Source organism: Halomonas binhaiensis, assembly GCF_008329985.2.
Lineage (GTDB): Bacteria > Pseudomonadota > Gammaproteobacteria > Pseudomonadales > Halomonadaceae > Halomonas > Halomonas binhaiensis.
On the sequence record NZ_CP038437.2, the window covers coordinates 1,752,617 to 1,774,813 of the forward strand.

Sequence of the window (22,197 nt, forward strand, 5' to 3'; positions counted from 1 at the left end):
GGAATGCGCCGGCATGGCAAGAGCGATGAGATGCAAAGCGCAATGACAGCAGGACCCACCAACAAACAGGCCCGCCGATTGACGGCGGGCCTGTTTGTTGATTCAAGCTGTTGGCTCAAGCGTTATTCTTGTCAACTCATCCAGATGCTTCATCATTTCCGTTGCCGCCTTGGTCTTGCTGTCATCAGACGGTTGGGCGTGGTTCGCTGATGGTTGCGTGATGACGCCAGATCCAGACTGCCATCAATAGCGCGGGGATGCCCAGTGCCGAGGCAAGGATGAAGAAGCTGGAATAGCCCTGGGCTGTGACCACCAGGCCGCCGAAGCCGGACAGGAATTTGCCTGGCAAGGTCATCAAGGATGAGAACAGGGCATATTGGGTCGCGGTGTATGCCCTGGACGTCAGGCTGGACAGAAAGGCAATGAAGACGGCACTGGCCAGGCCATTGCTCAGGTTGTCGCCAGCGATGGTCAGTACCAACAAATGTATCTGGGCGCCGCTGACCGCAAGAAAGGCAAACATCAGATTGGTCAGTACGGTTGCTGCAGCACCTGCTATCAGAATGGGACCAACGCCATAGCGGGCGACCAGCACGCCGCCAACCAAGCCACCCAGCAGGCTCATGATGACCCCGAATACCTTGGTGACCGTGGCAATGGTTTCCAGTGAGAACCCCAGGTCCACGTACAGCGGATAGGCCATGGAAGCCATGGCCAGGTCACTGATGCGGTAGATGGCAATGAAGATAAGCAGCGCGAGGGCCTTGGTACCGTAGCGGCTGAAAAAGTCGATGAAAGGGCATACCACAGAGCCGATGAGCCAGGCCCCCAAGCGACGTAGCCAGGTGGGCTGGTGGCGGCTGGCGCGCAGGAAGGCGCGCACCCGGGGTTCTTTGATGAGTCGGCTGGCCAGCGTCTGGCGCTTGGGCTCCGGGCGCAGCAATATGGTGATCATGCCAACCACCATCAAGGCTGCCATGGTCAGGTAGGCCAGATGCCAGGATTGCTCGGCGGCAATATAGAGCGCGCCGGCTCCTGCCATGATCAGGCCGCCGCGATAGCCGATGATGTACATGGAGGCCATGGCGGCCTGGGCCTTCTCCTCGGCGGATTCGATACGAAAGGCGTCCAGGGTGATGTCCTGGGTGGCCGAGCCGAAGGCGACCAGCAGGGCAAAGGCCGCTACCAGAGGCAATTGGCCAGCTGGGTCCAGGGTCGATAGCCCAGCAAGTCCTGCCATGATCATGGCCTGGCCTGTCAGCATCCAGCTGCGCCTCTGGCCTAGCCAACGGGTCAGCAGTGGCAGAGGCAGAGCGTCGACGACAGGAGCCCAGAAGAACTTGATCGAGTACAGCAGTCCAATCCAGGAAAAGAAACCGATCGCTGCCACTTCCACGCCACTTGAACGTAGCCAGGTAGTGAGTGTCGAAAACACTAGAAGGAAGGGCAGTCCTGCAGAGAAACCCAGAAACAGCATGGCCAGCACTGGAGCACGAAGATAGACGGTTAAAGCCTCGAGCCAGCTTTGCTGTGAAGAAGATCCGGGCATGTAGTGGCCTCCTGCCAGGTCATGCGGAGGAAAGCCCTCCGGACGGATGGTAAAATAGGTGCTTTGCGCAAGCTGTTGAATTGTTACAGAGCCGCGTTGGTGATACCAGCCGTTCCATCGATGCAGTCGAGGAATGCTGGAAGTATGGCCACGGGCCGTTATCAGGAATGTTATGAGCCTCACCGATAAAGTGGCTGCCGAACCGCGTTGGTATGTGATTCAGTGCAAGGGTGGAGAATCCTTCCGTGCCGTGGAGCATCTTGCCAACCAGGGCTATGAACTGTTCCATCCGGTACTTGAGGTGCAGAAGAAGCGCCGCGGGCGCCTGGAGTGGGTGCAAGAACCGCTGTTTCCCTATTATCTGTTCCTGCGACTTGATCAGGTAGAAAGTAACTGGCGTCCGATCCGCTCTACTCGAGGCGTCCTCAAGATCGTGACCTTTGGCAAGTCGATGCCGGTACCGGTCAGTGACGACTTCATTGCCTTGCTGCGTGAACATGGCTCGACACGTCCTGAAGATGAGCGCCAGCTCTATTTTCGAGCAGGAGAAACGGTGGAGATCAGCGAAGGTCCCTTCAAGGATCTTCAGGCCATTTTCGAGAGCCACAAAGGGGAAGAACGGGCCATTGTGCTGCTCAACATGCTCCACCGCCAACAGCGTCTTGAAATGCCCGTGACTGCGCTCAAGCGCAGTGACTGAGGCCGAATGTATGACAGGAGGGCCAATGAAGATCTCCCCCCAGCGAGTCGTGACCTTGCACTATGTACTGACCAATGCGCAGGGTGAAGTGCTGGATGATTCGCGCAAGCGTCAAGAACCGATGGAATACCTGCACGGCCATGACAACCTGATGGCTGCCCTGGAGCAGGAATTGGAGGGAAACCAGGCTGGTGCGACATTGAGCGCTACGTTGCCGGCTGAGGATGCCTACGGTGCGCGCGACGAAGCGCTGGTACGCAAGGTCAGCCGGAGTGCCTTTCCCGTCCCTGAACTCAAGCCTGGCATGTCATTTCAGACCCGCGGCGAGGCTGGCCCTCAGATCGTGACGGTGCTGGAGGTGAATGACAGCAGCGTACTGATTGACACCAACCACCCATTGGCTGGACAAGCGCTTTCCTATGATCTGGAAGTGCTGGATGTACGTGAGGCAACGCGAGCAGAGTTGGCGAAAGGCCATCCTCTGCCTCCCGGTACGGAGCATTCACAGGTCGAGGACAAGAAAGTCTTGTGATGAGAAAAAATCCTGTGATGAGAACGCTCTATGATATCAATTGAGACTTGGGAGCTTTCCTTCTCTTGACCTGGGTCAGCATGTGAGATCTGAGCCGGCGTTAACATGTGCTCTATCGAAACGCGGCAATTCATACCCCTCTGCCGCGTGGCCCAAAAGGCCGTTCGACCCTCGTCAGGGGAGGGGGAATACCCCCTTTTTTCAGCCGATCCTTGGATCGGCTTTTTTTTGCGCTCAAAGTTATAGGAAAAGCCCGAAGTGTGGTCAAAACCCAAAAACGTGGGCGGAGAAAGGTAGACGAGCACAAAAAAGCCTGCGGGACATAGTCCCGCAGGCTTTTATTCAGACATTCATCAGAACCCGGTATCAACGCTTGATGGCATTGCCCAGGAACTCGAGGATGCTGTTCAGCGGGACCATGGTGGCATCACTGTCACGGCGTCCCTTGTATTCCAGCTCGCCGTTATCGAGGCTGCGGTCTCCCACTACCACACGGTGAGGAATACCCATCAGCTCCTGATCGGCAAAGCGTGCGCCGGGGCGCAGGTCGCGATCATCCAGCAGCACGTCGTAGCCTGCTTCAGTCAGGGCGTCGTGAAGACGCTCTGACTCTTCACGCACACGCTGGGACTTGTGGGCGTTCATCGGCACGATGGCGACCTGGAAAGGTGCCAGGGCATCCGGCCAGATGATGCCGTTGGCATCGTGATTCTGTTCGATGGCAGCCGCCACGACACGGGTCACGCCGATGCCGTAGCAACCCATCCAGGGATGGATGGCGCGACCTGAGTCATTGAGCACTGTGGCGTTCATGGCTTCACTGTACTTGCGACCCAGCTGGAAGACATGGCCCACCTCGATACCGCGCTTGATCGCCAGTACACCCTGACCATCGGGAGAGGGATCACCCTCAACCACGTTGCGGATATCGGCAACTCGGGGCAGTGCAGCATCGCGTTCCCAGTTGATGCCGAAATAATGTTTGCCATCGATGTTGGCGCCTGCGCCGAAATCGCTCATCAGGGCCACGCTGCGATCGATGATGATCGGCATGTCGAGTCCTACTGGACCCAGGGAGCCAGGACCAGCACCCACGATGGCACGAATCTCTTCCTCGTTGGCCATGGTCAGAGGTGTCGCCACCTCGGGTTGCTGCTCGGCCTTGATCTCGTTGAGTTCGTGATCGCCACGCACCAGTAATGCGACCAGACCGCCTTCGGCACCATGTACCATCAAGGTTTTGATGGTCTTCTCGATGGGCAGGCCGTGCTGCTCGACCAAGGTGGCGATGGTCTTGGCGTTGGGGGTGTCGACCAGGCGCAATTCCTCGCTTGGTGCCGGACGCTCGGGGTTGCTGCCCACAGCTGCAGGCAAGGCCTCGGCCTTCTCCATGTTGGCGGCGTAATCGGACTCGGTAGAGAAGACGATGTCATCCTCGCCGGATTGCGCCAGCACGTGGAACTCATGGGAACCTGTACCACCGATGGAGCCGTTGTCCGCGATGACCGGACGGAAATCCAACCCAAGGCGAGTGAAGATGCGTGTATAGGCATCGTACATCTTCTGGTAGGTGTCCTTGAGTGATTCCTCGTCGACATGGAAGGAATAGGCATCCTTCATGATGAACTCGCGAGAGCGCATCACACCGAAGCGCGGGCGGATCTCGTCGCGGAACTTGGTCTGGACCTGATAGAAGTTGACCGGCAGTTGCTTGTAGCTGGAGATTTCCCTGCGCACCAGGTCGGTGATCACTTCCTCATGCGTAGGGCCAACACAATAATCACGCTGGTGACGGTCAATCAGGCGCAGTAGTTCTGGGCCATACTGCTCCCAGCGGCCGGATTCCTGCCACAGTTCCGCAGGTTGTACGGATGGCATCAGCACTTCCTGGGCTCCGGCCCGGTCCATCTCTTCGCGAATGATGCGCTCGACTTTGCGCAGGGTCTTGAGGCCCAGCGGCAACCAGGTATAGAGCCCGGATGTCAGGCGGCGAATCATGCCTGCGCGCAGCATCAGCTGATGGCTGATGACTTCAGCGTCGGCAGGGGTTTCCTTCATGGTGGCGATGAGTAGCTCGGTGGCGCGCATGGGTCCGCGGATTCCTTCAAAGCGAGATAACTGGGTTGCCGCTTGATCCCCGGGGAGGCGTATGTCCGGAGACTTTCGGCAAAGTGACAAGCATTGTACGGCTAACCCGGTATCGCAGCAAAAGGGAAGCGTTCATACGGCCTGTGCATGGCACGGCTGGGAGAGTCTGGAGATCAACCGCTGGGAGATTAACCGCAGGGAGAAGAGATCTGCTGGAAAAGGCGGCTTGGCATCAGCTATCGAGTTCCTGCCAGGCGTCATCTTGGTAACGCTCCAGCAAGGCCCAGAGAATGGCGCTGGTTTCGGCATCGGGCAGGCCGCGGTAGTCCGTGGGGCGAAAGTGCATCTGGAAGGCCCGTAGTGTGGCGCGGGTGGTATCGTCCAGTTCGCCGCTGATGTCGAGTGTATAGCCCCAGGCAACCAATGCTCGTTGCAGCGTGGCGAGGTCAATCGGTGCTGCTGTAAAGCGGGCTCGGTAGTGGTCTACCCGCTCCGGCTCGGGCCAGGCGCCAATGCCGGCGTCGTGAAGGCGTTTCCAGGGAAAGGCGGGACCTGGATCGAGCTTGCGTTCGGGAGCGATATCCGAATGAGCCAGAACGTGTTGCGGAGGAATATGGTGGCGTTTGATGATATCCCGAGACAGTGCGATCAGGGCATCGATCTGTTTATCGGGATAGGGCATCCATTCAAGTCCGGGGGGAGTGGTATCGGGAGCATGGCTGCCCACCCAGGGGTGGTTTGGGCCAGTGTTGACGATCTCGATGCCGATGGAGGTGTCGTTGAGCCTGCTGCGTTGGCCCCATCGGCTGTCGCCGGCATGCCAGGCGCGGCGAGATTCATCGACCAGTTGCAGGATGACGGGCTGGTCCTGCAGGTGTCGCGTCGGCAACGTCACGAGATAGTGACTGCTGACATGGGGGCCGGTGAGAATGCGCAGGGAGTCGGCCTGGTTCTCATCGGTGTAATGCAGCACCAGAAAATGGATCCTGCTGCTGTGTCCCTGGGCGGGATGACGATGATCGACGATATAGCCATCTCGTTGTTCTACTGCTGGCCTCGCCTTGTCGTGAAACTCATGCGGTACCTTGTTCCGGGCGCAGCCAGCAAGCAACAGGGCAAGTGATAGTACGGCAAGCAATAGTATGGCGCCATGTACAAGAGTTTTTTGGAGCACAGACGTTTTTTGGAGCACAAGTGCTTTATGGGGTGATGTTCCTGAGGTCATAGCAAGGTCCTGACCAGAAGCCCCAGGATGAGTGTACTGGAGACACTGATAAGAGTGCCGAGAAGGACATATTCGGTCAGCTTGCGGTCTCGCTGCTCCTTGAGGTCGCCATAGCGCAGCACCGATTTGGCTGCGATAACGATGCTGGCGGCCATCAACTGGTCGAACAAGGTCAGCGTCAGCAGCAGCAGGCGTTCGAAAATGCCGATGCGGGCACCGGCTCGGCTCAAGGTGCCAGGGGCATCCAACTGGTCAGCCAGTGGTTTCATGATCATGGCGATGACGACCGACATGGGGCGAGTCACGATCAGGTAGGCTGCGATCAGGCCCAGCGCCTTGGGCGATGTCAGCTGGGTGAAGGCGGATTCGAGAGGAGCAAGGCTACCGCTGGCCATCAGCCAGAGAGCCAGGATGATGCTCAGGTGCAGGGTCTGATCGAGCAGGAACAGGGCCAGAGGATGTCGTGGGTAGCGTTGCTCCAGGCTTACCTTGCCGAGATCGATCAACCAATGGCTGGCACCCAGTATCAGTGCCATCAACAGCAGCATGCCGCCTAGTGACGTGGCCGTGATCGACATGGCCAGCAGGGCCAGAAGTGTATGCAGCAGCGCATGCTGCGCCAGGCGCCGGGAACGCATGCCGTGTTCGCGACGATCATGGATCCAGGCAGTCGGCTGGAGGATAAAGTCACCGACCAGGTGCGCGATCAGCAGGGCAAGCGGCAGGCTGGCATCCAGATCTGTCATGCGTTCGACTCCGAGCCGGTGAAAGGCAGGTGGCGGAAGTGATTCAGAGTAGCATCAAGCAATTCCCAGCGGGCAACCTGCAGGCGCTTGTGTACGCTAGGCTGGCGGATCCCCAAGGCTTCGGCGAGCTGTCGCTGAGTGATGTTCTCTATCGCGAGTTTCATGGCCACGACTTCGGCCGATGCGGGCGACCAGCCATCGATCATCTCATCCACATAGTGGATCAGGAGTGCATCGGCGGCCTGCAGTCGAGCGCCGTTGCCCGAAGGGTTCGGCGGCATTTCGCTGAACGCATGGACGAGATGTCGCTGATCCTGGGACAGCATATCCAGAGCCTGTCCGGAGGTGACAAAAGGGGCATCGTCGGCATCGGTCAAGGAGCTTGACGGTGTCCAGCTCGAGGGACCTACGGCGATGCTGAGACGTGCATCCCAGCGCTGGCCCTTGGGGCTGGCGGCAATCAGCTCGGCGCGTAGCATCACGGCAGCGTCGAGAGCGTTGCTGGTCATGCGCATGGCGAGTTGAAAGCCATCTCCGCGAAAGCGTGCGTGGGCGCCCTCGAAATGGCTTGCCAGTCCATCGAGGGTGTTGTCCAGGTGGCGATAGATTGCCTCGCGATCGGTTCGGCGCGAGGCAATCAGGTCACCCGTGATGACAGCAACGGCAGATGTTGCCATGAGCAAGCAACTCCTGAGCCTGTGGATGACATTAACTATAGCCCCTTGAGGCTATATTTCAAATTTATAGCCTTTATGGGCTATTTTTCCCTTGGCTGGTAGCAGAGCTGCCCGACACAGAATCTTCCCGATAGGCACTGATCAGCGTGGAGGGGTCATGCTCGCCATGGCCTTTGGCGACATGGTTGCGCATGATCTGGGCGGCCAGGCCGGTCATGGGCGTGGCTGAAACCTCGCGATGGCTTTGAGCGACTGCCATGTCGAGGTCCTTGAGCAAAGTGCGCAGATGCCATTTGGGATCCGCAAAGTCCCGGGTGGCCATGCGTGGGGCCAGCATCCTGAAGGGGGTGGAGTCGGCAAACCCTCCTGCCAGGGCCTCGCTCAGCCGGGTGGCGTCCACACCACTGGCCTCGGCCAGGGCAACCACTTCAGCAATGACTGCAGCTGCACAGCCGACAATCATCTGGTTGCACACCTTGGTGGCCTGTCCCGCACCTACATCCCCCATGTGCGTGATGCGTGCCGCCAGTGGTGCGAGGATAGGGCGAGCGACTTCCACGTCCGCAGCTTCACCTCCACACATGATGGCCAGGGTACCCGCTTCGGCACCCGCGACGCCGCCGGATACCGGTGAATCGACCCAGGAGACACCAGTACGGGCCTTCAATTCGGCAGCCATGTCCCGAGTGGCGGCTGGGTCGGAGCTCGACAGGTCGATCACGAGCAGGCCTTCTCGGGCGCTTTCCATGATGCCTCCAGGCCCCATGACCACTTCGCGCACAACATCCGTGTTGGCCAGGCACAGTAGTACCACGTCGACGTTCTCGACCAGTTCCGCGATGCTGCGGGCAACACTGGCATGGGCCTCCCTGGCCACCTGTTCGGCCTTGTCTCTCGAGCGGTTCCATACCACCAACTCGAAGCCAGCTTGTGCCAGGCGGCGTGTCATGGGGTCGCCCATCAGGCCGATGCCGAGAAAACCGAGACGGGGTTGAGACATGGGCAAGTGTCCTCCTGTTGTTATGTATGCTCTGTTATGTATGGACTGCTATGTACGGACTGTTATGTACGAACAGTTATATGTGATCTGTTGGGTGCGCTAGATTGTGCGTCATGGCGATGTAATGGAAATGTTTTCCGTTGTTTTTATCACAATATGGCAAAGCCTCGTAGTTTCCTTATTCCGGATAAACAATGCATCCACCAGCACCTTCCTGGAAGCCTGGTTCCAGGATGTGGAACCAATCTGGCTTAACGCCCCATTGCCGTCTCGCTATGGTCATTTTCTGGTGGTAGTTGGACGCCGCCAATGACCAATAACAAGGAACCCTGAAAAGGAAATTCTGCATAAAGGCCACTTTGGCCGATTTATCCAGTGTTTCCTCGTTGCGAGGCCATCATCATGACAACACCGTATTCGCTGGATCGACGTGATTTTCTCAAGCTGTCTGCGGGGGCCAGTATGCTTGCAGCTTCTGGACTGGGGGTGAGCGCCAGTGCTCATGGAACTACGCCGCAGCCAGGCACTCCCTCCGAGATCGTGGCCCTGTCGGCCAATGAACTTTCTTCCGCCATTCGTCAGGGCAATGTCAGTTGCCGTGACGTGATGACGGCTTACCTGGACCATATCGAGCGTTACAACCCGACCTATAACGCCATCGTTGCACTGCGATCTCGAGAAGTGCTGATGGAAGAAGCTGGAGCTGCCGACGATGACCTGGCACGGGGTAATTATCGCGGCTGGATGCATGGCTTTCCCCATGCCGTAAAAGATCTGGCGGCAACGAAAGGCATCACGACGACGCTTGGCTCGCCACTGTTCAAGGAATCGGTGCCGGAGCAAGATGCCATCTTCGTCGAGCGGCTGCGTAATGCCGGGGCGATTCTGATCGGCAAGACCAATACGCCGGAGTTCGGTCTCGGTTCGCAGACCTACAACCCCGTCTATGGCATCACCCGTAACGCCTATGACCCGGCGCTATGTGCAGGTGGCAGTAGCGGTGGTGCAGCGGTTGGCCTGGCGACGCATATGCTGCCGGTGGCGGATGGCAGTGACATGATGGGATCGCTGCGCAATCCTGCGGCCTACAACAACGTCTTCGGCTTTCGCCCGAGCCAGGGGCGGGTTCCCGGAGGGCCGTCGGGAGAGAAGTTCTATCAGCAGCTAGGCTATGCAGGCCCCATGGGGCGCACCGTGGCTGATGCGGCGCGCCTGCTGTCGACGATGTCTGGCTTCGATTCTCGCGCTCCGTTATCCCTGGAAACCGACAATGCCCTCTACGCCGGTAATCTGGATATGGATACCGCTGGTCTCAAGATTGCCTGGCTGGGGGACTTCGACGGCAGCTTGCCTACCGAACCCGGCGTGCTGGATGTCTGCCGTCAGGCCTTTGCTTATTTCGAGGATATGGGGGCCCAGGTCGAAGAGGCGAAGCCAGACTTTTCCATGGATGAGCTGTGGGAGACCTGGCTGACATTGCGCCATTTTCTCGTCAGCGGTGGGCTTCACGACCTGTACGTGGATGAAGCAAAGCGTGCCCAGATGAAACCTGAGGCAGTGTGGGAAGTGGAAGGGGGATTGCGCTTGACCGGTCTGGAGGTGTTCCAGGCGTCGGCTGCCCGTAGCCGTTGGTATGCAGCGATGGATGCACTGTTCGAGCGCTACGATGTCGTTGCACTACCTACCGCGCAGGTCTTTCCTTTCGAGGCAGAAACGCATTGGCCGCAGGAAATCGATGGTCGGCGCATGGACACCTACCACCGTTGGATGCAGATAGTGACACCGGGCACGCTCAGCGGGTGTCCGGTGGTCAATGTGCCAGCCGGTTTCGACTCCCGGGGGCGACCCATGGGAATCCAGCTGATCGGTCCCATGCATCAGGATCTCAAGGTTCTGAAGATTGCGCATGCCTACGAACAGGCCTCGCGGTTGACGCAGCAACGTCCCCAGTTGATTGGCTGAACGCAGGTTGAAAGGCAGCTGAAGCCGGCATGCCGGGCCCTGGAAGCAAATCGCGTTGCGACAAGGTTTCCAGGGTCGCGACATGTCTTTCTAGAACGGGCATCAGTTGCTGCCCGATGGCCTCCAGGCGTGACAGGTAGCGCTTTTCTACCGTCTTGTACGTAAAGCGCTGCTTATCCCAATACAGATTGAGGGAGGCCATGGTGCGCTGCTTGATGGATAACGCAATGGCGATGGCATCAATCTTGAAAGGAAAACGAAAGCCATATTCCCAGTTTCCGGATAGGCGACGGAAATAACCGTCCCGGTACTCATCGGCAAGTTGGCGAAGCTGGCTGTCACGAAGCGGGTTGTCTTGAGGTTGATTGTCTCGAAGCTGATTGTCTCGAAACCCAGGAGCCAGCCATGAACTGGAGCCATTCAATAGCTGGTGAGCACACAAGGCGCGCCCCGAAGCGGCATGCAAGGGGCAGGGGCGGGCTCCGATCAGTCGGTCCCGGCCAGTACGGATGCCCAGACGTGAAAAGTTGCTTTCGAGAATACTTGGACCACTGGCGGTTGCAATCACCAGGTCGGATGCCAAACCCGTTGATTCAAATAGCTGGTCGAGAAAGGGGTGTGCTTCCTTGGCCAGGTGGTAGCGGGAATCGCCTGGACCATGGATATTCGACAGTGACACATAGCGCTTGTCACCCAGGCGGCGATAGAGCCAGCCCATTTCCTCCAGGTCATCCAGGAGGCGCTTGAGGGTCGGCTTTGGCAGACCGAGCAGCAAATACAATTCTTCGAGGCCAAGCGCCTGATGTTCGTCGATGGCTTTCAGTACCCGTGCTGTCTTGTGGAGAAGTTTGTTGTGCATTCATGAGGCTCCGCTCAGGCTCCCCGAGGGGAAAGTGCCGGCAAGGAAAATTGCTCGAAGCGTCGAGCTAATCCTCTGAAAATCTAGCTGTCATTCCGCAAAGGTGCCTGGATATCTTGTCCAGGTGTCGGGGAGTGCTTGCCTTTCGCTGTTCCAGACAAGCAGCAATTGCTTTAGGATGACCGGCTGAAGGATAGGTGCCCCTGTAACCTGGGGATAATCGGGAAGTATGGTGCGGCTGTGTCATTGGCCAATCCCATCGCTGCCCCCGCAACGGTAATAAGAGCGGCCTGCGAAGACCACTGACATATGTCGGGAAGGTGCAGGCGCTGATGCATGGCAACGAACACGCATGTGCATCCTCTTTGAGCCCGGAGACCGGCCTGTCATTTCCTTTCATCCACTTACGGTGCGGCGGGCACCAAGGATAATGTCATGTCTGCTATTCCTGTTTCTTCCCCCTCTCGGTCTTCTCGTTCTGCTTCCAGAATGGCGTCGTTGTGCCAGCAAGGGGCTGTTGTGCTCTTTGGAGTGCTCGTCCTTTATGCCGTCGGTTTCCTGCCGATGAGCGCAGCGCATAATGCAGCGCATGATACCCGGCATTCCTTCGTGTTTCCGTGTCACTGAAACACCTCCGGAGGAAAGCTGATGTTGCGTTCACTTGTATTGAGTGCCTGCCTGATAGGCATGGTGCTTGGATTGATCATGACGGCCATGCAGGCGGTCGGCGTCACTCCGATCCTGCTGGCTGCCGAGCAGTATGAAATCGGCAGCGACCATCACGCTGAGGCAGACTATTCGCATGAAGTGACCGGCATGGCCGAGCACCATCATGATGAAGAAGCCTGGGCGCCTGCTGATGGTGCCGAGCGTTATTTCTATACCGCCGTTTCCAATGTCTTCGCCGGGATCGGTTTCTCCGCCATTCTCCTGATACTCATGAACCAGCTATGCGAGCGCTCTCGGCTGGCATTGACGCCGGGTCGAGGCCTGCTGGTAGGGGGGCTGTGCTATTTGGCGGTCTTTGTGGCTCCGGCACTGGGGTTGCCTCCTGAAATTCCCGGTGCTGCAGCGGCTGCCCTCGAGTCACGCCAGTTATGGTGGATCACCACGGTCGCGCTTGCTGCTGCAGGCCTGGGGTGGCTGTTTCTGGCGCGGGGCAGGAAGCGCTGGCTGGGGTTGCCCATTCTGCTGCTGCCCTATGTCTGGGTGCCTGCACATGATGGGCCACTGTTCTCTCATCCCGATCCCCAGGCCGTCGTGGCGCTGAATTCGCTGCAGCATGAATTTATCTGGGTGTCTGGATTTACCAACCTCGTGTTCTGGTTGCTGGCAGGGCTGCTGTGTGTCATTACCCTGCGGCGCCTCGGCAGCACGGCAAGTGTCGATGAGGGCGTTCATGGTTGAGTTTCCCTTTACCGCCGTTGTCGGTCAGGAGGCGTTGAAGACGGCATTGCTGCTCAATGTCATCAATCCTCGTGTCGGCGGGCTACTGGTCAGTGGTCCACGGGGAAGTGCCAAGTCCACCCTGGCACGTGCGTTGGCCGCGATTCTGCCGGATGACGAGCAGGGTAGCAGGCCTCCGTTTGTCACCTTGCCGCTGGGCGCCAGCGAGGATCGTCTGACCGGTAGCCTGGACCTGCAGCGGGTGCTGTCCGAGCGTGAGGCGACCTTCCATGCAGGGCTGCTGGCCAAGGCTGATGGCGGTGTGTTGTATGTCGATGAAGTCAACCTGTTGCCCGACAGCCTGGTGGATCTGCTGCTCGATGTGGCCGCAAGTGGCATCAATATCGTCGAGCGGGATGGTATCAGTCATACGCATCCCGCTCGCTTCAGTCTGATCGGCACCATGAATCCGGACGAGGGTGAACTGCGCCCTCAACTGCTTGATCGCTTCGGCCTATGCCTTGAGCAGGACATGGCAGTGAGCGTGCGAGAACGGATTGCCATCGTCCAACAGCGCGAGGCCTATGAACGTGATCCACAGGCCTTTGTGGTGGAGCATGAGCTTGCTCAGGCCGAGCTGACCCAGCGTATTCGTACCGCCCAGGCTGCGCTGGCCGACATCACCGCTGAGGCCTGGGTCTATGAGCATGTTGCTGTGCGCTGCGAGGCTGCGGGTGTCGAAGGCATGAGGGCGGATGTCACCTGGCACCAGGCGGCACAGGCCCATGCCGCCTGGCGAGGTGCAGAGGCGGTAGGTCGTGAGGACCTGGACACGGTCGAGCCTTGGGTGCTGGCACATCGCCGAGTGACGACGCCTGATTCAGGTACGCCACCCGCTGGCCCCGGATCGTCTTCCAGGGACTCAGGAGCGACGGATTCAGCAACAGCTCTCTCGACCTCGATGGCCGGTCGGGATGATGCAGGCAGCATTGGTGAGGCATCGACGGGGAGCGAGCAGACCCAGGGGGAGCAGACCCAGGGTGAGCAGACCCAGGGCGAGCAGGCTCAAGGCCAATGGGGGGCCATGCCTCCCGTGGCGCACGAGAGTATCAAGGTACCTCCCGTCGCCTGGACGAATAGCGTGACCGGCAAGCCGAGGAGGCGGTTACTGACGACACCGTCCCGGGGTCGCAAGGCCCAGCAGGAAATCCACCACCAGGCTCAGCCATCAGGACGCTATTCCGCCCACAACAGAATGCAGCGCGAGGCGCAGTCCCTGAACTGGTTCGCGACCCTGGTCGCCAATCGTGGCCAATGGCCCTGGCAACAATTGCGCTATCGCAAGCCTCGCATTGGACAGCAGGTGCTGCATTTCATCCTGCTGGATACCTCGGGCTCCACCTTGGGACGCCGCCTGCTGGGACGAGCCAAGGGGCTGGTCGATCAATTGGCCCACCAGGCTTACCTGGCCCGGGAGCAGATGGTGGTACACGGCTTCGGCAATGATCGTGTCACCCCGATCCTGCCACGTCGGCGCGCTCCCAAGGACATGCTCCAGCGACTCGATGACACCGGGGGCGGAGGTGGCACACCATTGCGTGAGGCCGTGCTACAGGCTGCGCGGCTGATTCGCCAATGGCAGCGACAGGATGCAGGCCTGCATGTGCGTACTTACCTGGTCACTGATGGCCGTACCCGGCAGTCCCTGCGTGGTCTGCCGTCACTGGGTGACTGTGTGGTCGTGGATACTGAGCAGTCCTCGGTCAAGCTAGGGCGAGGAACGCTCATTGCCCAGCAACTGGGAGCCCAGTACCGATTATTGCCGACTATGCAGTTACCCGCGGATATGGAGTCACGATGAGCGATACGACACTCGCCTCGAGCGGGCACGCAGCCTGTCCTGCCATTTTCATTTCCGCGCCGGCATCAGGACAGGGCAAGACGACGGTAACGGCAGCGCTGGCACGCATGCTGCGCAACCAGGGCAAACGGGTCAGGGTATTCAAGACCGGGCCCGACTACCTCGACCCACTGGTGCTTGCCCAGGCCTCCGGCCAGCCGGTCGAGCAGCTCGATCTGTGGATGGCGGGCGAGGCCTATTGTCGGCAGCGGCTGCATGAGGCGGCACGCGAGGCGGATCTTATTGTGGTGGAAGGTGCCATGGGACTGTTCGATGGCGAACCGTCCAGTGCCGATCTTGCCGTGTTGTTCGATCTGCCGATGGTCATTGTCATGGACGTCAAGGGCATGGCGCAGACCGCTGCTGCTCTGGTGGCGGGAATGGCTGGGTTCCGTGATGACCTGCGCATCGCCGGGATGATTGCCAATGCCTGTGGTTCGCAGCGTCACAGAGAGTTGATCGAAGCCGCATTACCGGCATCCGTTCCGCTGCTGGCGGCAGTGGAACGCAATGCGGACCTGGCCTTGCCAGAGCGGCACCTGGGGCTGGTCCAGGCCGAGGAAATTCGCGATGACCTGGAAGCACGTTTCGAGGTGGGCGCCAAGGTGCTGCTGGCCGAGGGCCTGGCCGATAGGTTGGAACGATTGCCCCCGATCAGCTTTGACGCCGTGCCTGAGTTGCACACTGTGGCGTTGCCATCGCTGCATGGCTGGCGTATTGGGGTTGCCCGGGATACGGCTTTCAGCTTCATCTACCAGGCCAATGTAGACCTGCTGCAACGCATGGGGGCGACGCTTCACTTCTTCTCGCCGCTGAACGATGCACGCCTGCCTGCGTGTGATGCGTTATGGCTGCCTGGCGGCTATCCCGAACTGCATGCTGCCCGGTTGGCGGCTAATGCCACCATGCAGGATGACATCCGTCGCTTTTTCGCCGCGGACAAGCCCATCATCGCCGAATGCGGCGGCTTGCTCTATTGCCTGGAAACCCTCACCGACTATGACGGTCAGGCCCACGCCATGCTGGGCTTGTTGCCTGGACATGGCGCCATGCGTGGACGACGAGGTTGCCAGGGCATGCAGACGGCGGTTCTGCCCGAAGGTGACATCAAGGGGCATGCGCACCACCGTTCGGTTGCCGAAGGCACGCCTGAGCCAATCGCTCACGGGCGTCGCCAGCGCCACCCCGCTCCCGGGGAAGCCATCTATCGCCTGCGTGGTTTGACGGCGTCCTATCTGCACCTGTTCTTCCCTGACAACCCAGCCGCTGTTGCTCGCCTGCTGATGGGCGATGCCACGGAAAGGCGTTACGACATCGAGACTGAGGAAACCAACGGATGCGACTGAACAAGATCCCTGCCACGGTAGTGACCGGCTTCCTGGGGAGTGGCAAGACCACACTGCTGGCCAGCATTCTGCGCCAGGTCAGCGGCAAGCGCATTGCCGTCATCGTCAATGAATTCGGCGAGCAGGATATCGACTCCAGCCTGTTGCGCAGTTGTGCTCTGGGATGTGAAGAAGAGCAGGCTCAGCAAGGTGCCAACAGTGGTAGTGATGAACAGAGTGCCGACAGCGGTATCTACGAGCTGGCCAATGGCTGCATCTGCTGTACGGTGGAGGAAGAGTTTCTGCCCGTGATGCAGAAGCTCGTGGCCCGCCGCGATGACATTGACCACATCCTCATCGAAACCAGCGGCCTGGCACTGCCCAAGCCCTTGGTGCAGGCATTCAACTGGCCGGAGATCCGCCAGCATTGCACGGTCGATGCGATCATTACCGTGGTGGATGGGCCTGCGGTTGCCGCTGGCCGTTATGCGAGCGATGTCGACAAGGTCGAGGCTCAGCGGCAGGCTGATGAAAACCTTGACCACGACCCAAGCTTGCGCGAACTCCTGGATGATCAGTTGAGTGCCGCGGACCTGGTGCTGGTCAGCAAGACCGATCTGCTTGGCGCCGAAGAAAAAGAGCGAGTCGAGGCCCTGGTGCGTGCTCGAGTCCCCGCAGCGGTCAAGACCCTGTTCGTGGATCAGTCCCTGACCACGGATACGGCGCAGCTGGAAGCGCTGATGGGCATCGGTGCGGCAAGCGAGGAGGGCATCGATCATATCGATAACCATCATGACCGTCATCATGCAGTGGGTGCACACCACGACCATGCCCATGACCACTTCGATTCCTGCGTGATCAGGTTGGGAGAAGTCGATGGCGCAGCCCTGGCGGACAAGCTTCAGCAGTTGCTGAAACGTCATGAGATCTATCGTGCCAAGGGCTTTGCTGCCCTCCCGGGAAAGCCCATGCGTCAGGTGATCCAGGCCGTGGGTGAACGTCTGGAGGGATACTTTGATCGTCTGTGGGGGCAGGATGAACCGCGACTGACTCAGCTTGTCATCATCGGCAAGGAACTGAACCGCGATGAGTTGCAGGCAGTCCTGTCCAGTGCCGAGACTGCGGCGGCCGACTGATGCATCTGTTTGCCGCCAAGCCGGGTGGCTTCGTCGATGACGAGGGCATCGTCGACCTGCAGCAGAGTCCGGCAGACATCGTCATCCTGTCAGCCGCCGACAGCAGCCTGTCGGCCCTGGCGCAGGCAGTCGATCATCTCGGTGATCACTATCCGGCGGTGCGGCTGGCCAATTGGATGAACCTGGTCAAGCCGGCAGCCTACGATCTGTATGAGGATCGTGTGCTGGACAAGGCCCGTGTGGTGATCGTCTCGCTGCTGGGAGGCAGTGGCTACTGGCGCTACGGCCATGAGCGCTTGCTGGCCTGGGCGGCGCGTGACCAGGGGCGTCAGTTGATCATGGTGCCTGGCTGTGATGCCCCCGACGATGCCTTGCTGGATGATTCCAGTGTGCCTTTCGAACTGGCGCATGGCGTCTGGCGCTATCTGCGTGAAGGTGGTGTGGACAATGCCGAGCAACTGCTCCGCCGTGTAGGTGCGCAGTGCCTGGGACTGGCTCTCGAATGGCATGAACCAAGGACAATTCCCGCCGCAGTGCTTTATGCACCGCAGAAGAACAAGCTTTATGCACCGCAGAAGAACAAGCTTTATGCAGCGCAGCAACAAGAGCCTCATGCAGCGCAGGCGACAGGGTCAGGGCACCGGGTCGGTCGACACGAAGCGAGCCTGGCGGAGTGGCAGGCACAGAGAACACCTGGACGCCCGGTCTGTCTGCTGGTGTTCTATCGTAGCCACTTGCAGGGCGCCAATACCGCTGTGCTGGATGGCTTGATCGAAGCACTGCAGCATCAGGGCATCGAGCCGTTGGCCGTCGCGGTGGCCTCGCTGAAGGAAGCATCCTGCGTTGCCTTCATCAATCATCTGCTTGAGCAGACGGGCGCTCCTCTCGTTGTCAACACCACAGGGTTTGCGGTCAACCGCAACTCGGCTGACGAGGTGTCGGGGGATACGGCACCAGATGATCTTTTCGTAGGGCGGCCAGTGGTGCTGCAGGCCATCCTGTCGAGCAGCAGTGAAGAGGATTGGCAATCCATGGCCGCGGGGTTGCGCAGTCGCGACGTCGCCATGCAGGTGGTACTGCCGGAGATGGATGGGCGCATCATCACCCGGGTGGTGGGCTTCAAGGCCGAGGCCCACTATAACGAGCGCTGCCAGACGGCGGTGATCCGGCATGTTCTGCACCCCGAGCGAGCGGCCTTCGTCGCCCAGCTGGCCCGCCGCTTCTGTGAACTGCGGCGGACGCCGAACCAGGCCAAGCGCCTGGCGCTGGTACTGGCCAATTACCCCAACCGTGATGGTCGTATCGGCAATGGCGTGGGCCTGGACACTCCGGCATCGACGCTGCAGATTCTGCGGGCACTGCACGCGGCAGGCTATCCGGTAAGCGACATTCCCCAGGATGGGGATGCGTTGATCCAGCTGTTGCAGGGCGCCATCACCAATGACCATCGTATGCTGGACCAGCGCGGCTGCTGGCAGAGTATTGCGCTCAATGACTATCTGGCCTGGTTTCAGACCTTGCCGGACTCCGCTCAGGAAGCTGTATGGCAGCGCTGGGGAGCGCCTGAAGATGACCCCAAATGCCGCCATGGGCGGCTGATGATTTCCGGGGTTCGCCTGGGCGAAACCTTTGTTGGCATTCAGCCGGAGCGGGACTTCATCGACGACCTGACACAGAGCTATCACGATACGCAGCTTGTGCCGCCGCACAGTTATCTGGCGTTCTATGCCTGGTTGCGCGAGCACTATCGCGTGGATGCCGTCGTGCATGTCGGCAAGCATGGCAACCTGGAATGGCTGCCGGGCAAGAGTACCGCCTTGAGCGCCACCTGCTGGCCGGATATCGCGCTGGGGCCGGTGCCGCATTTCTATCCCTTCATCGTCAACGACCCGGGCGAGGGCGCTCAGGCCAAGCGCCGCAGTCAGGCCGTCATCATTGATCATCTGATGCCACCGCTAGCCCGCGCCGAGCTGTATGGGGCCATGGCGGAACTGGAATCACTGAGCGACGAATATTACCAGGCACTGGGCATGGATCCGCGGCGCGAAGACCTGCTGCGTGAGCGCATTCTGCAACACCTGCGCGACACCGGTATCGACCAGGAACTGGCGCACAAGGTGGATAGCACGGACGACATGCAACTGCTTAATGAGCTGGACACTTATCTGTGCGATATCAAGGAAGCTCAGATTCGTCATGGCCTGCACATATTGGGTACGCTGCCGCCACGCGAAAAGCTGCCCGGTACGCTGGTCGCGATCCTGCGTCTGCCGCGTGGAGAAGGGCCGCTCCGGCGGGGCCTGTTACACAATCTGGCTGACGATCTGGGCTTGCTTCAGGACGGAGATCGACCGTTCGATCCGCTGATGGCGGGCAACGAGACCTGGAGGGGCCCGAAGCCTCAGGTTCTGGCTGAGCTGAGTCCTTCTGTCTGGCGCAGTGCTGCGGATACCCGAGAGCGCCTGGAATTGCTGGCTCATCAGCTGGTGGCGGCCTATGTGGTGGAGCAGGGATGCCTGGATACGCTGGCGGTTGATTATCCCTCTACTGCCGAGCAATGCCGCCATGCCCGGGAGACATGGTGGGTGGCCATGCAGCAGGGTGTCAGGATGGAGATTCAGTCTTTGTTGGATGGGCTTGAAGGGTACTTTGTACCACCTGGCCCTAGTGGTGCTCCCAGCCGTGGGCGTCTGGATGTTCTGCCCACCGGACGCAATTTCTTCAGCGTGGATAATCGTTCTATCCCGTCGCCGGCGGCCTGGTCGCTGGGCGAGAAATCGGCCCAGGCATTCGTGGAGCGTTATCTGCAGGATAACGGCGACTACCCGCGTCGGCTGGGGCTGTCGATCTGGGGAACGGCCACCATGCGTACGGGAGGCGATGACATTGCCCAGGCATTGGCCCTGATGGGGGTGCGTCCGGTGTGGTCGATGGGTTCCCGGCGGGTCATCGATGTCGAGGTGATCCCGGCCATGCTGCTGCAGCGTCCTCGGGTGGATGTCACTTTACGAGTATCCGGGTTCTTCCGTGATGCCTTTCCCAATGTCATTCGCCTGTTTGATGCTGCGGTACAGGCGGTAGCCAGATACGAAGAGCCTGGCAACGCCAATACCATTCGTGAGGCCGTCCTGGAACGACGCCAGCAACTTGAGCGCCAGGGTGTGGCGCGCGATATCGCCGAGCGTGAAGCCAGTTACCGGGTGTTCGGCAGCAAGCCTGGAGAATACGGGACAGGACTAAACCGTCTGATCGACAATCGTGCTTGGGATGACGCCGACGACCTGGCGCAGGCCTACCTCAAGGCCGGGGCCTATGCCTATGGTCAGTCCGGCGAGGAGGGTGTCGTCGCCCGGGACGCGCTGGAACAGCAGCTCAAGGGGTTGGAGGCGGTGCTTCACAATCAGGACAACCGCGAACACGATATCCTCGACTCGAACAACTATTACGCCTTTCAGGGTGGCATGGCCAATGCCAGTCGTTTTCTTGGCGTGAGTCAGCCGCTCATCTATCACGCCGATCATGCCAATCCGGCTCATCCGAAGATCCGCACGCTCAAGCAGGAGCTTGCCCGGGTGATGCGTTCCCGTGTGCTCAATCCCAAATGGATCCATGCCATGCGCGAGCATGGCTACAAGGGGGCTGCGGAGATGGCGGCCACGGTGGATTACCTGTTTGCCTACGATGCCACCACCAATCTGGTCGAGGACTATCAGTACGCCCAAGTCACCGATGCATTGGTACTGGATCCCGGCAACCAGCAGTTCCTGCGTGCACATAATGCTGCGGCATTGGAAGAAATGGCCGAGCGCCTGCTGGAAGCTGCCCAGCGTGGATTGTGGCAAGACCCCGAGCAACGTGATCTGGCCTTGCAGGACCTGTTGCTCGAGATGGATGAGAGCAGGGAGGCGGGTACGCATGGCCGTTGAGCAGCCGCGCATCAAGGGCTGGTGTCCCGGAGCATGGCGACCGATGCCGACTGGCGATGGTCTGCTGGTGCGCATACGTCCCCCTCTCGGCCAATTGACGCGTATCCAGATGCTGGCGCTGTGTGAGGCAGCAGAGCGCTTCGGCAGTGGGCTGATAGAGCTCACCAATCGGGCCAACCTGCAGCTGCGGGGTGTATCCGAAGCTGTCTGGCGTAGTTTGATGGCGTTCCTTGTCGAGCATGCACTGGTTGACCCGGATCCTCGTTGCGAACGCCTGCCGCCCTTGCTGTTGGCACCTGATTGGCAGGCCGGTGATGCGACACATGAAGTGGCTCGCCTATTGTCCGCGCGTCGTGATGAACTGCCGGAATTGCCGGGCAAGATAGGCTTTGCCATTGATGCCAGCGGATGCCCGCTGCTGAGCGAAGTCTCGGCGGATTTTCGACTGGAACAGAGCGCAGCGGGAACGTTGCTGGTGCGGGCCGACGGGTATGACTTGGGTACCCCTGTGCCCTCGGTCGACGCCGCAGTTGAGCAGCTGATTCGCCTGGCGCACTGGTTCGTCGAGAGTGGCGGGCGGGATGCTGGACGCATGTGCCGTCATGACGCGCCATTACCCTCCTGGGCGCTGGCAACACAGGCACCAGCCAGGGCTCGCGACGGCTTGGCTCTGGGCAGCCTGGTTCAGGAGAAGCAAGCGCAAGGCATGTTGCTGGGCCTGCCATTCGGGCGGGTCGCGGCCAGCGTGTTACGCACTGCGCTTGAACCTGAGTCCGTTACCTCTGTACGGGTGACGCCCTGGCGTCGTTTGCTGATCATCGGCGCTCCCGCCATGCCTGTTGCTGGCCTGCTGCACGATAACAGGGATCCCCGCTTGTCGATGGATGCGTGTCCTGGGTCTCCGTATTGCGAACAGGCCAGCGTTGCGACTCTGGGCCTGGCCGAAGGTATCAGCCGCCTGGCCCAGGGCACGCTGCATGTGTCCGGGTGTTCCAAGGGGTGTGCCCGTCGCCAGGCGGCCGAGGTAAGCCTGGTGGGGCGCGGCGGTCGTTACGACGTGGTGCTGAATGGCCGTGCAGACGGCACACCAGACATGACGGGCCTCAGCGAATCCGACGTTATTGCTTATCTGAAGAATCGACTTGAATTTTGATCACTTAACTGAATTTTAAGTATCTACTTGAGC

The 22,197-nt window shown here is 59.8% G+C and carries 17 protein-coding genes and 1 riboswitch; of the genes, 10 read left to right on the top strand and 7 right to left on the bottom strand.

Translation table 11 applies throughout. From position 1 onward, the window contains the following. Positions 1–184: 184 nt before the first annotated feature. Complete coding sequence (locus E4T21_RS07645; protein WP_149284434.1) at positions 185–1,549, bottom strand: AmpG family muropeptide MFS transporter; 1,365 nt, start codon at positions 1,547–1,549, stop codon at positions 185–187. Between the two features lie 172 nt (positions 1,550–1,721). Here E4T21_RS07645 and rfaH point away from each other — a divergent pair, with 172 nt between their 5' ends. Beyond that, on the top strand, positions 1,722–2,249 hold the full coding sequence (gene rfaH / locus E4T21_RS07650) for a transcription/translation regulatory transformer protein RfaH (protein WP_149284435.1): 528 nt from the start codon (positions 1,722–1,724) through the stop codon (positions 2,247–2,249). Between the two features lie 25 nt (positions 2,250–2,274). Then, positions 2,275–2,781 carry an FKBP-type peptidyl-prolyl cis-trans isomerase gene (locus E4T21_RS07655; RefSeq protein ID WP_149284436.1) on the top strand — a complete coding sequence of 169 codons (507 nt, stop codon included), beginning with the start codon at positions 2,275–2,277 and terminating at the stop codon, positions 2,779–2,781. Positions 2,782–3,147: 366 nt separating this feature from the next. Here E4T21_RS07655 and E4T21_RS07660 read toward each other — a convergent pair whose 3' ends face one another. From E4T21_RS07660 to E4T21_RS07680, 5 genes are all read right to left on the bottom strand, one after another. Beyond that, a complete protein-coding gene (locus tag E4T21_RS07660) occupies positions 3,148–4,869 on the bottom strand; it encodes a proline--tRNA ligase (protein WP_149284437.1) in 1,722 nt (573 codons plus the stop codon). Between the two features lie 232 nt (positions 4,870–5,101). Next, positions 5,102–6,007 carry an N-acetylmuramoyl-L-alanine amidase gene (locus E4T21_RS07665; protein WP_240349325.1) on the bottom strand — a complete coding sequence of 302 codons (906 nt, stop codon included), beginning with the start codon at positions 6,005–6,007 and terminating at the stop codon, positions 5,102–5,104. Positions 6,008–6,090: 83 nt separating this feature from the next. Continuing rightward, the gene (locus tag E4T21_RS07670; RefSeq protein WP_149284439.1) at positions 6,091–6,840 is read right to left on the bottom strand and encodes a DUF3307 domain-containing protein; all 750 of its coding nucleotides are present in this window, start codon (positions 6,838–6,840) and stop codon (positions 6,091–6,093) included. Next, positions 6,837–7,517: a sigma-70 RNA polymerase sigma factor region 4 domain-containing protein gene (locus tag E4T21_RS07675; RefSeq protein ID WP_149284440.1), complete on the bottom strand. Its 681-nt coding sequence runs from the start codon at positions 7,515–7,517 to the stop codon at positions 6,837–6,839. The genes E4T21_RS07670 and E4T21_RS07675 overlap by 4 nt, the downstream gene beginning before the upstream one ends. A 73-nt stretch (positions 7,518–7,590) precedes the next feature. Then, positions 7,591–8,517 carry an NAD(P)-dependent oxidoreductase gene (locus E4T21_RS07680; protein ID WP_149284441.1) on the bottom strand — a complete coding sequence of 309 codons (927 nt, stop codon included), beginning with the start codon at positions 8,515–8,517 and terminating at the stop codon, positions 7,591–7,593. 402 nt (positions 8,518–8,919) lie between these two features. On the opposite strand from E4T21_RS07680, the gene E4T21_RS07685 reads away from it, so the two are divergent. Next, a complete protein-coding gene (locus E4T21_RS07685; RefSeq protein WP_149284442.1) occupies positions 8,920–10,479 on the top strand; it encodes an amidase in 1,560 nt (519 codons plus the stop codon). Here E4T21_RS07685 and E4T21_RS07690 read toward each other — a convergent pair. Next, positions 10,403–11,338 carry a helix-turn-helix domain-containing protein gene (locus E4T21_RS07690; RefSeq protein WP_149284443.1) on the bottom strand — a complete coding sequence of 312 codons (936 nt, stop codon included), beginning with the start codon at positions 11,336–11,338 and terminating at the stop codon, positions 10,403–10,405. The genes E4T21_RS07685 and E4T21_RS07690 overlap by 77 nt on opposite strands. Before the next feature lie 178 nt (positions 11,339–11,516). Beyond that, positions 11,517–11,739: riboswitch (cobalamin riboswitch) on the top strand. 88 nt (positions 11,740–11,827) lie between these two features. Here E4T21_RS07690 and E4T21_RS07695 point away from each other — a divergent pair. The 7 genes from E4T21_RS07695 to E4T21_RS07725 are packed head-to-tail and all read left to right on the top strand — an operon-like array spanning position 11,828 to position 22,164. Beyond that, positions 11,828–11,965 carry a CbtB domain-containing protein gene (locus E4T21_RS07695; RefSeq protein WP_205423516.1) on the top strand — a complete coding sequence of 46 codons (138 nt, stop codon included), beginning with the start codon at positions 11,828–11,830 and terminating at the stop codon, positions 11,963–11,965. A 21-nt stretch (positions 11,966–11,986) separates the two neighbouring features. Continuing rightward, the gene (locus E4T21_RS07700) at positions 11,987–12,745 is read left to right on the top strand and encodes a CbtA family protein (protein ID WP_149284445.1); all 759 of its coding nucleotides are present in this window, start codon (positions 11,987–11,989) and stop codon (positions 12,743–12,745) included. After that, positions 12,738–14,585 carry an AAA family ATPase gene (locus E4T21_RS07705; RefSeq protein ID WP_149284446.1) on the top strand — a complete coding sequence of 616 codons (1,848 nt, stop codon included), beginning with the start codon at positions 12,738–12,740 and terminating at the stop codon, positions 14,583–14,585. Before E4T21_RS07700 ends, E4T21_RS07705 begins: the two co-directional genes overlap by 8 nt. Then, positions 14,582–15,970: a cobyrinic acid a,c-diamide synthase CobB gene (locus E4T21_RS07710; protein WP_149284447.1), complete on the top strand. Its 1,389-nt coding sequence runs from the start codon at positions 14,582–14,584 to the stop codon at positions 15,968–15,970. The genes E4T21_RS07705 and E4T21_RS07710 overlap by 4 nt, the downstream gene beginning before the upstream one ends. Beyond that, complete coding sequence (cobW, locus tag E4T21_RS07715) at positions 15,961–17,085, top strand: cobalamin biosynthesis protein CobW (protein WP_149284448.1); 1,125 nt, start codon at positions 15,961–15,963, stop codon at positions 17,083–17,085. The genes E4T21_RS07710 and cobW overlap by 10 nt, the downstream gene beginning before the upstream one ends. After that, positions 17,085–21,011 (top strand): cobaltochelatase subunit CobN, encoded by a 3,927-nt coding sequence (cobN, locus tag E4T21_RS07720; protein WP_149284449.1) that lies wholly within the window; start codon positions 17,085–17,087, stop codon positions 21,009–21,011. Before cobW ends, cobN begins: the two co-directional genes overlap by 1 nt. Next, positions 21,001–22,164: a cobalamin biosynthesis protein CobG gene (locus tag E4T21_RS07725; RefSeq protein ID WP_149284450.1), complete on the top strand. Its 1,164-nt coding sequence runs from the start codon at positions 21,001–21,003 to the stop codon at positions 22,162–22,164. Before cobN ends, E4T21_RS07725 begins: the two co-directional genes overlap by 11 nt. Positions 22,165–22,197 lie beyond the last annotated feature (33 nt).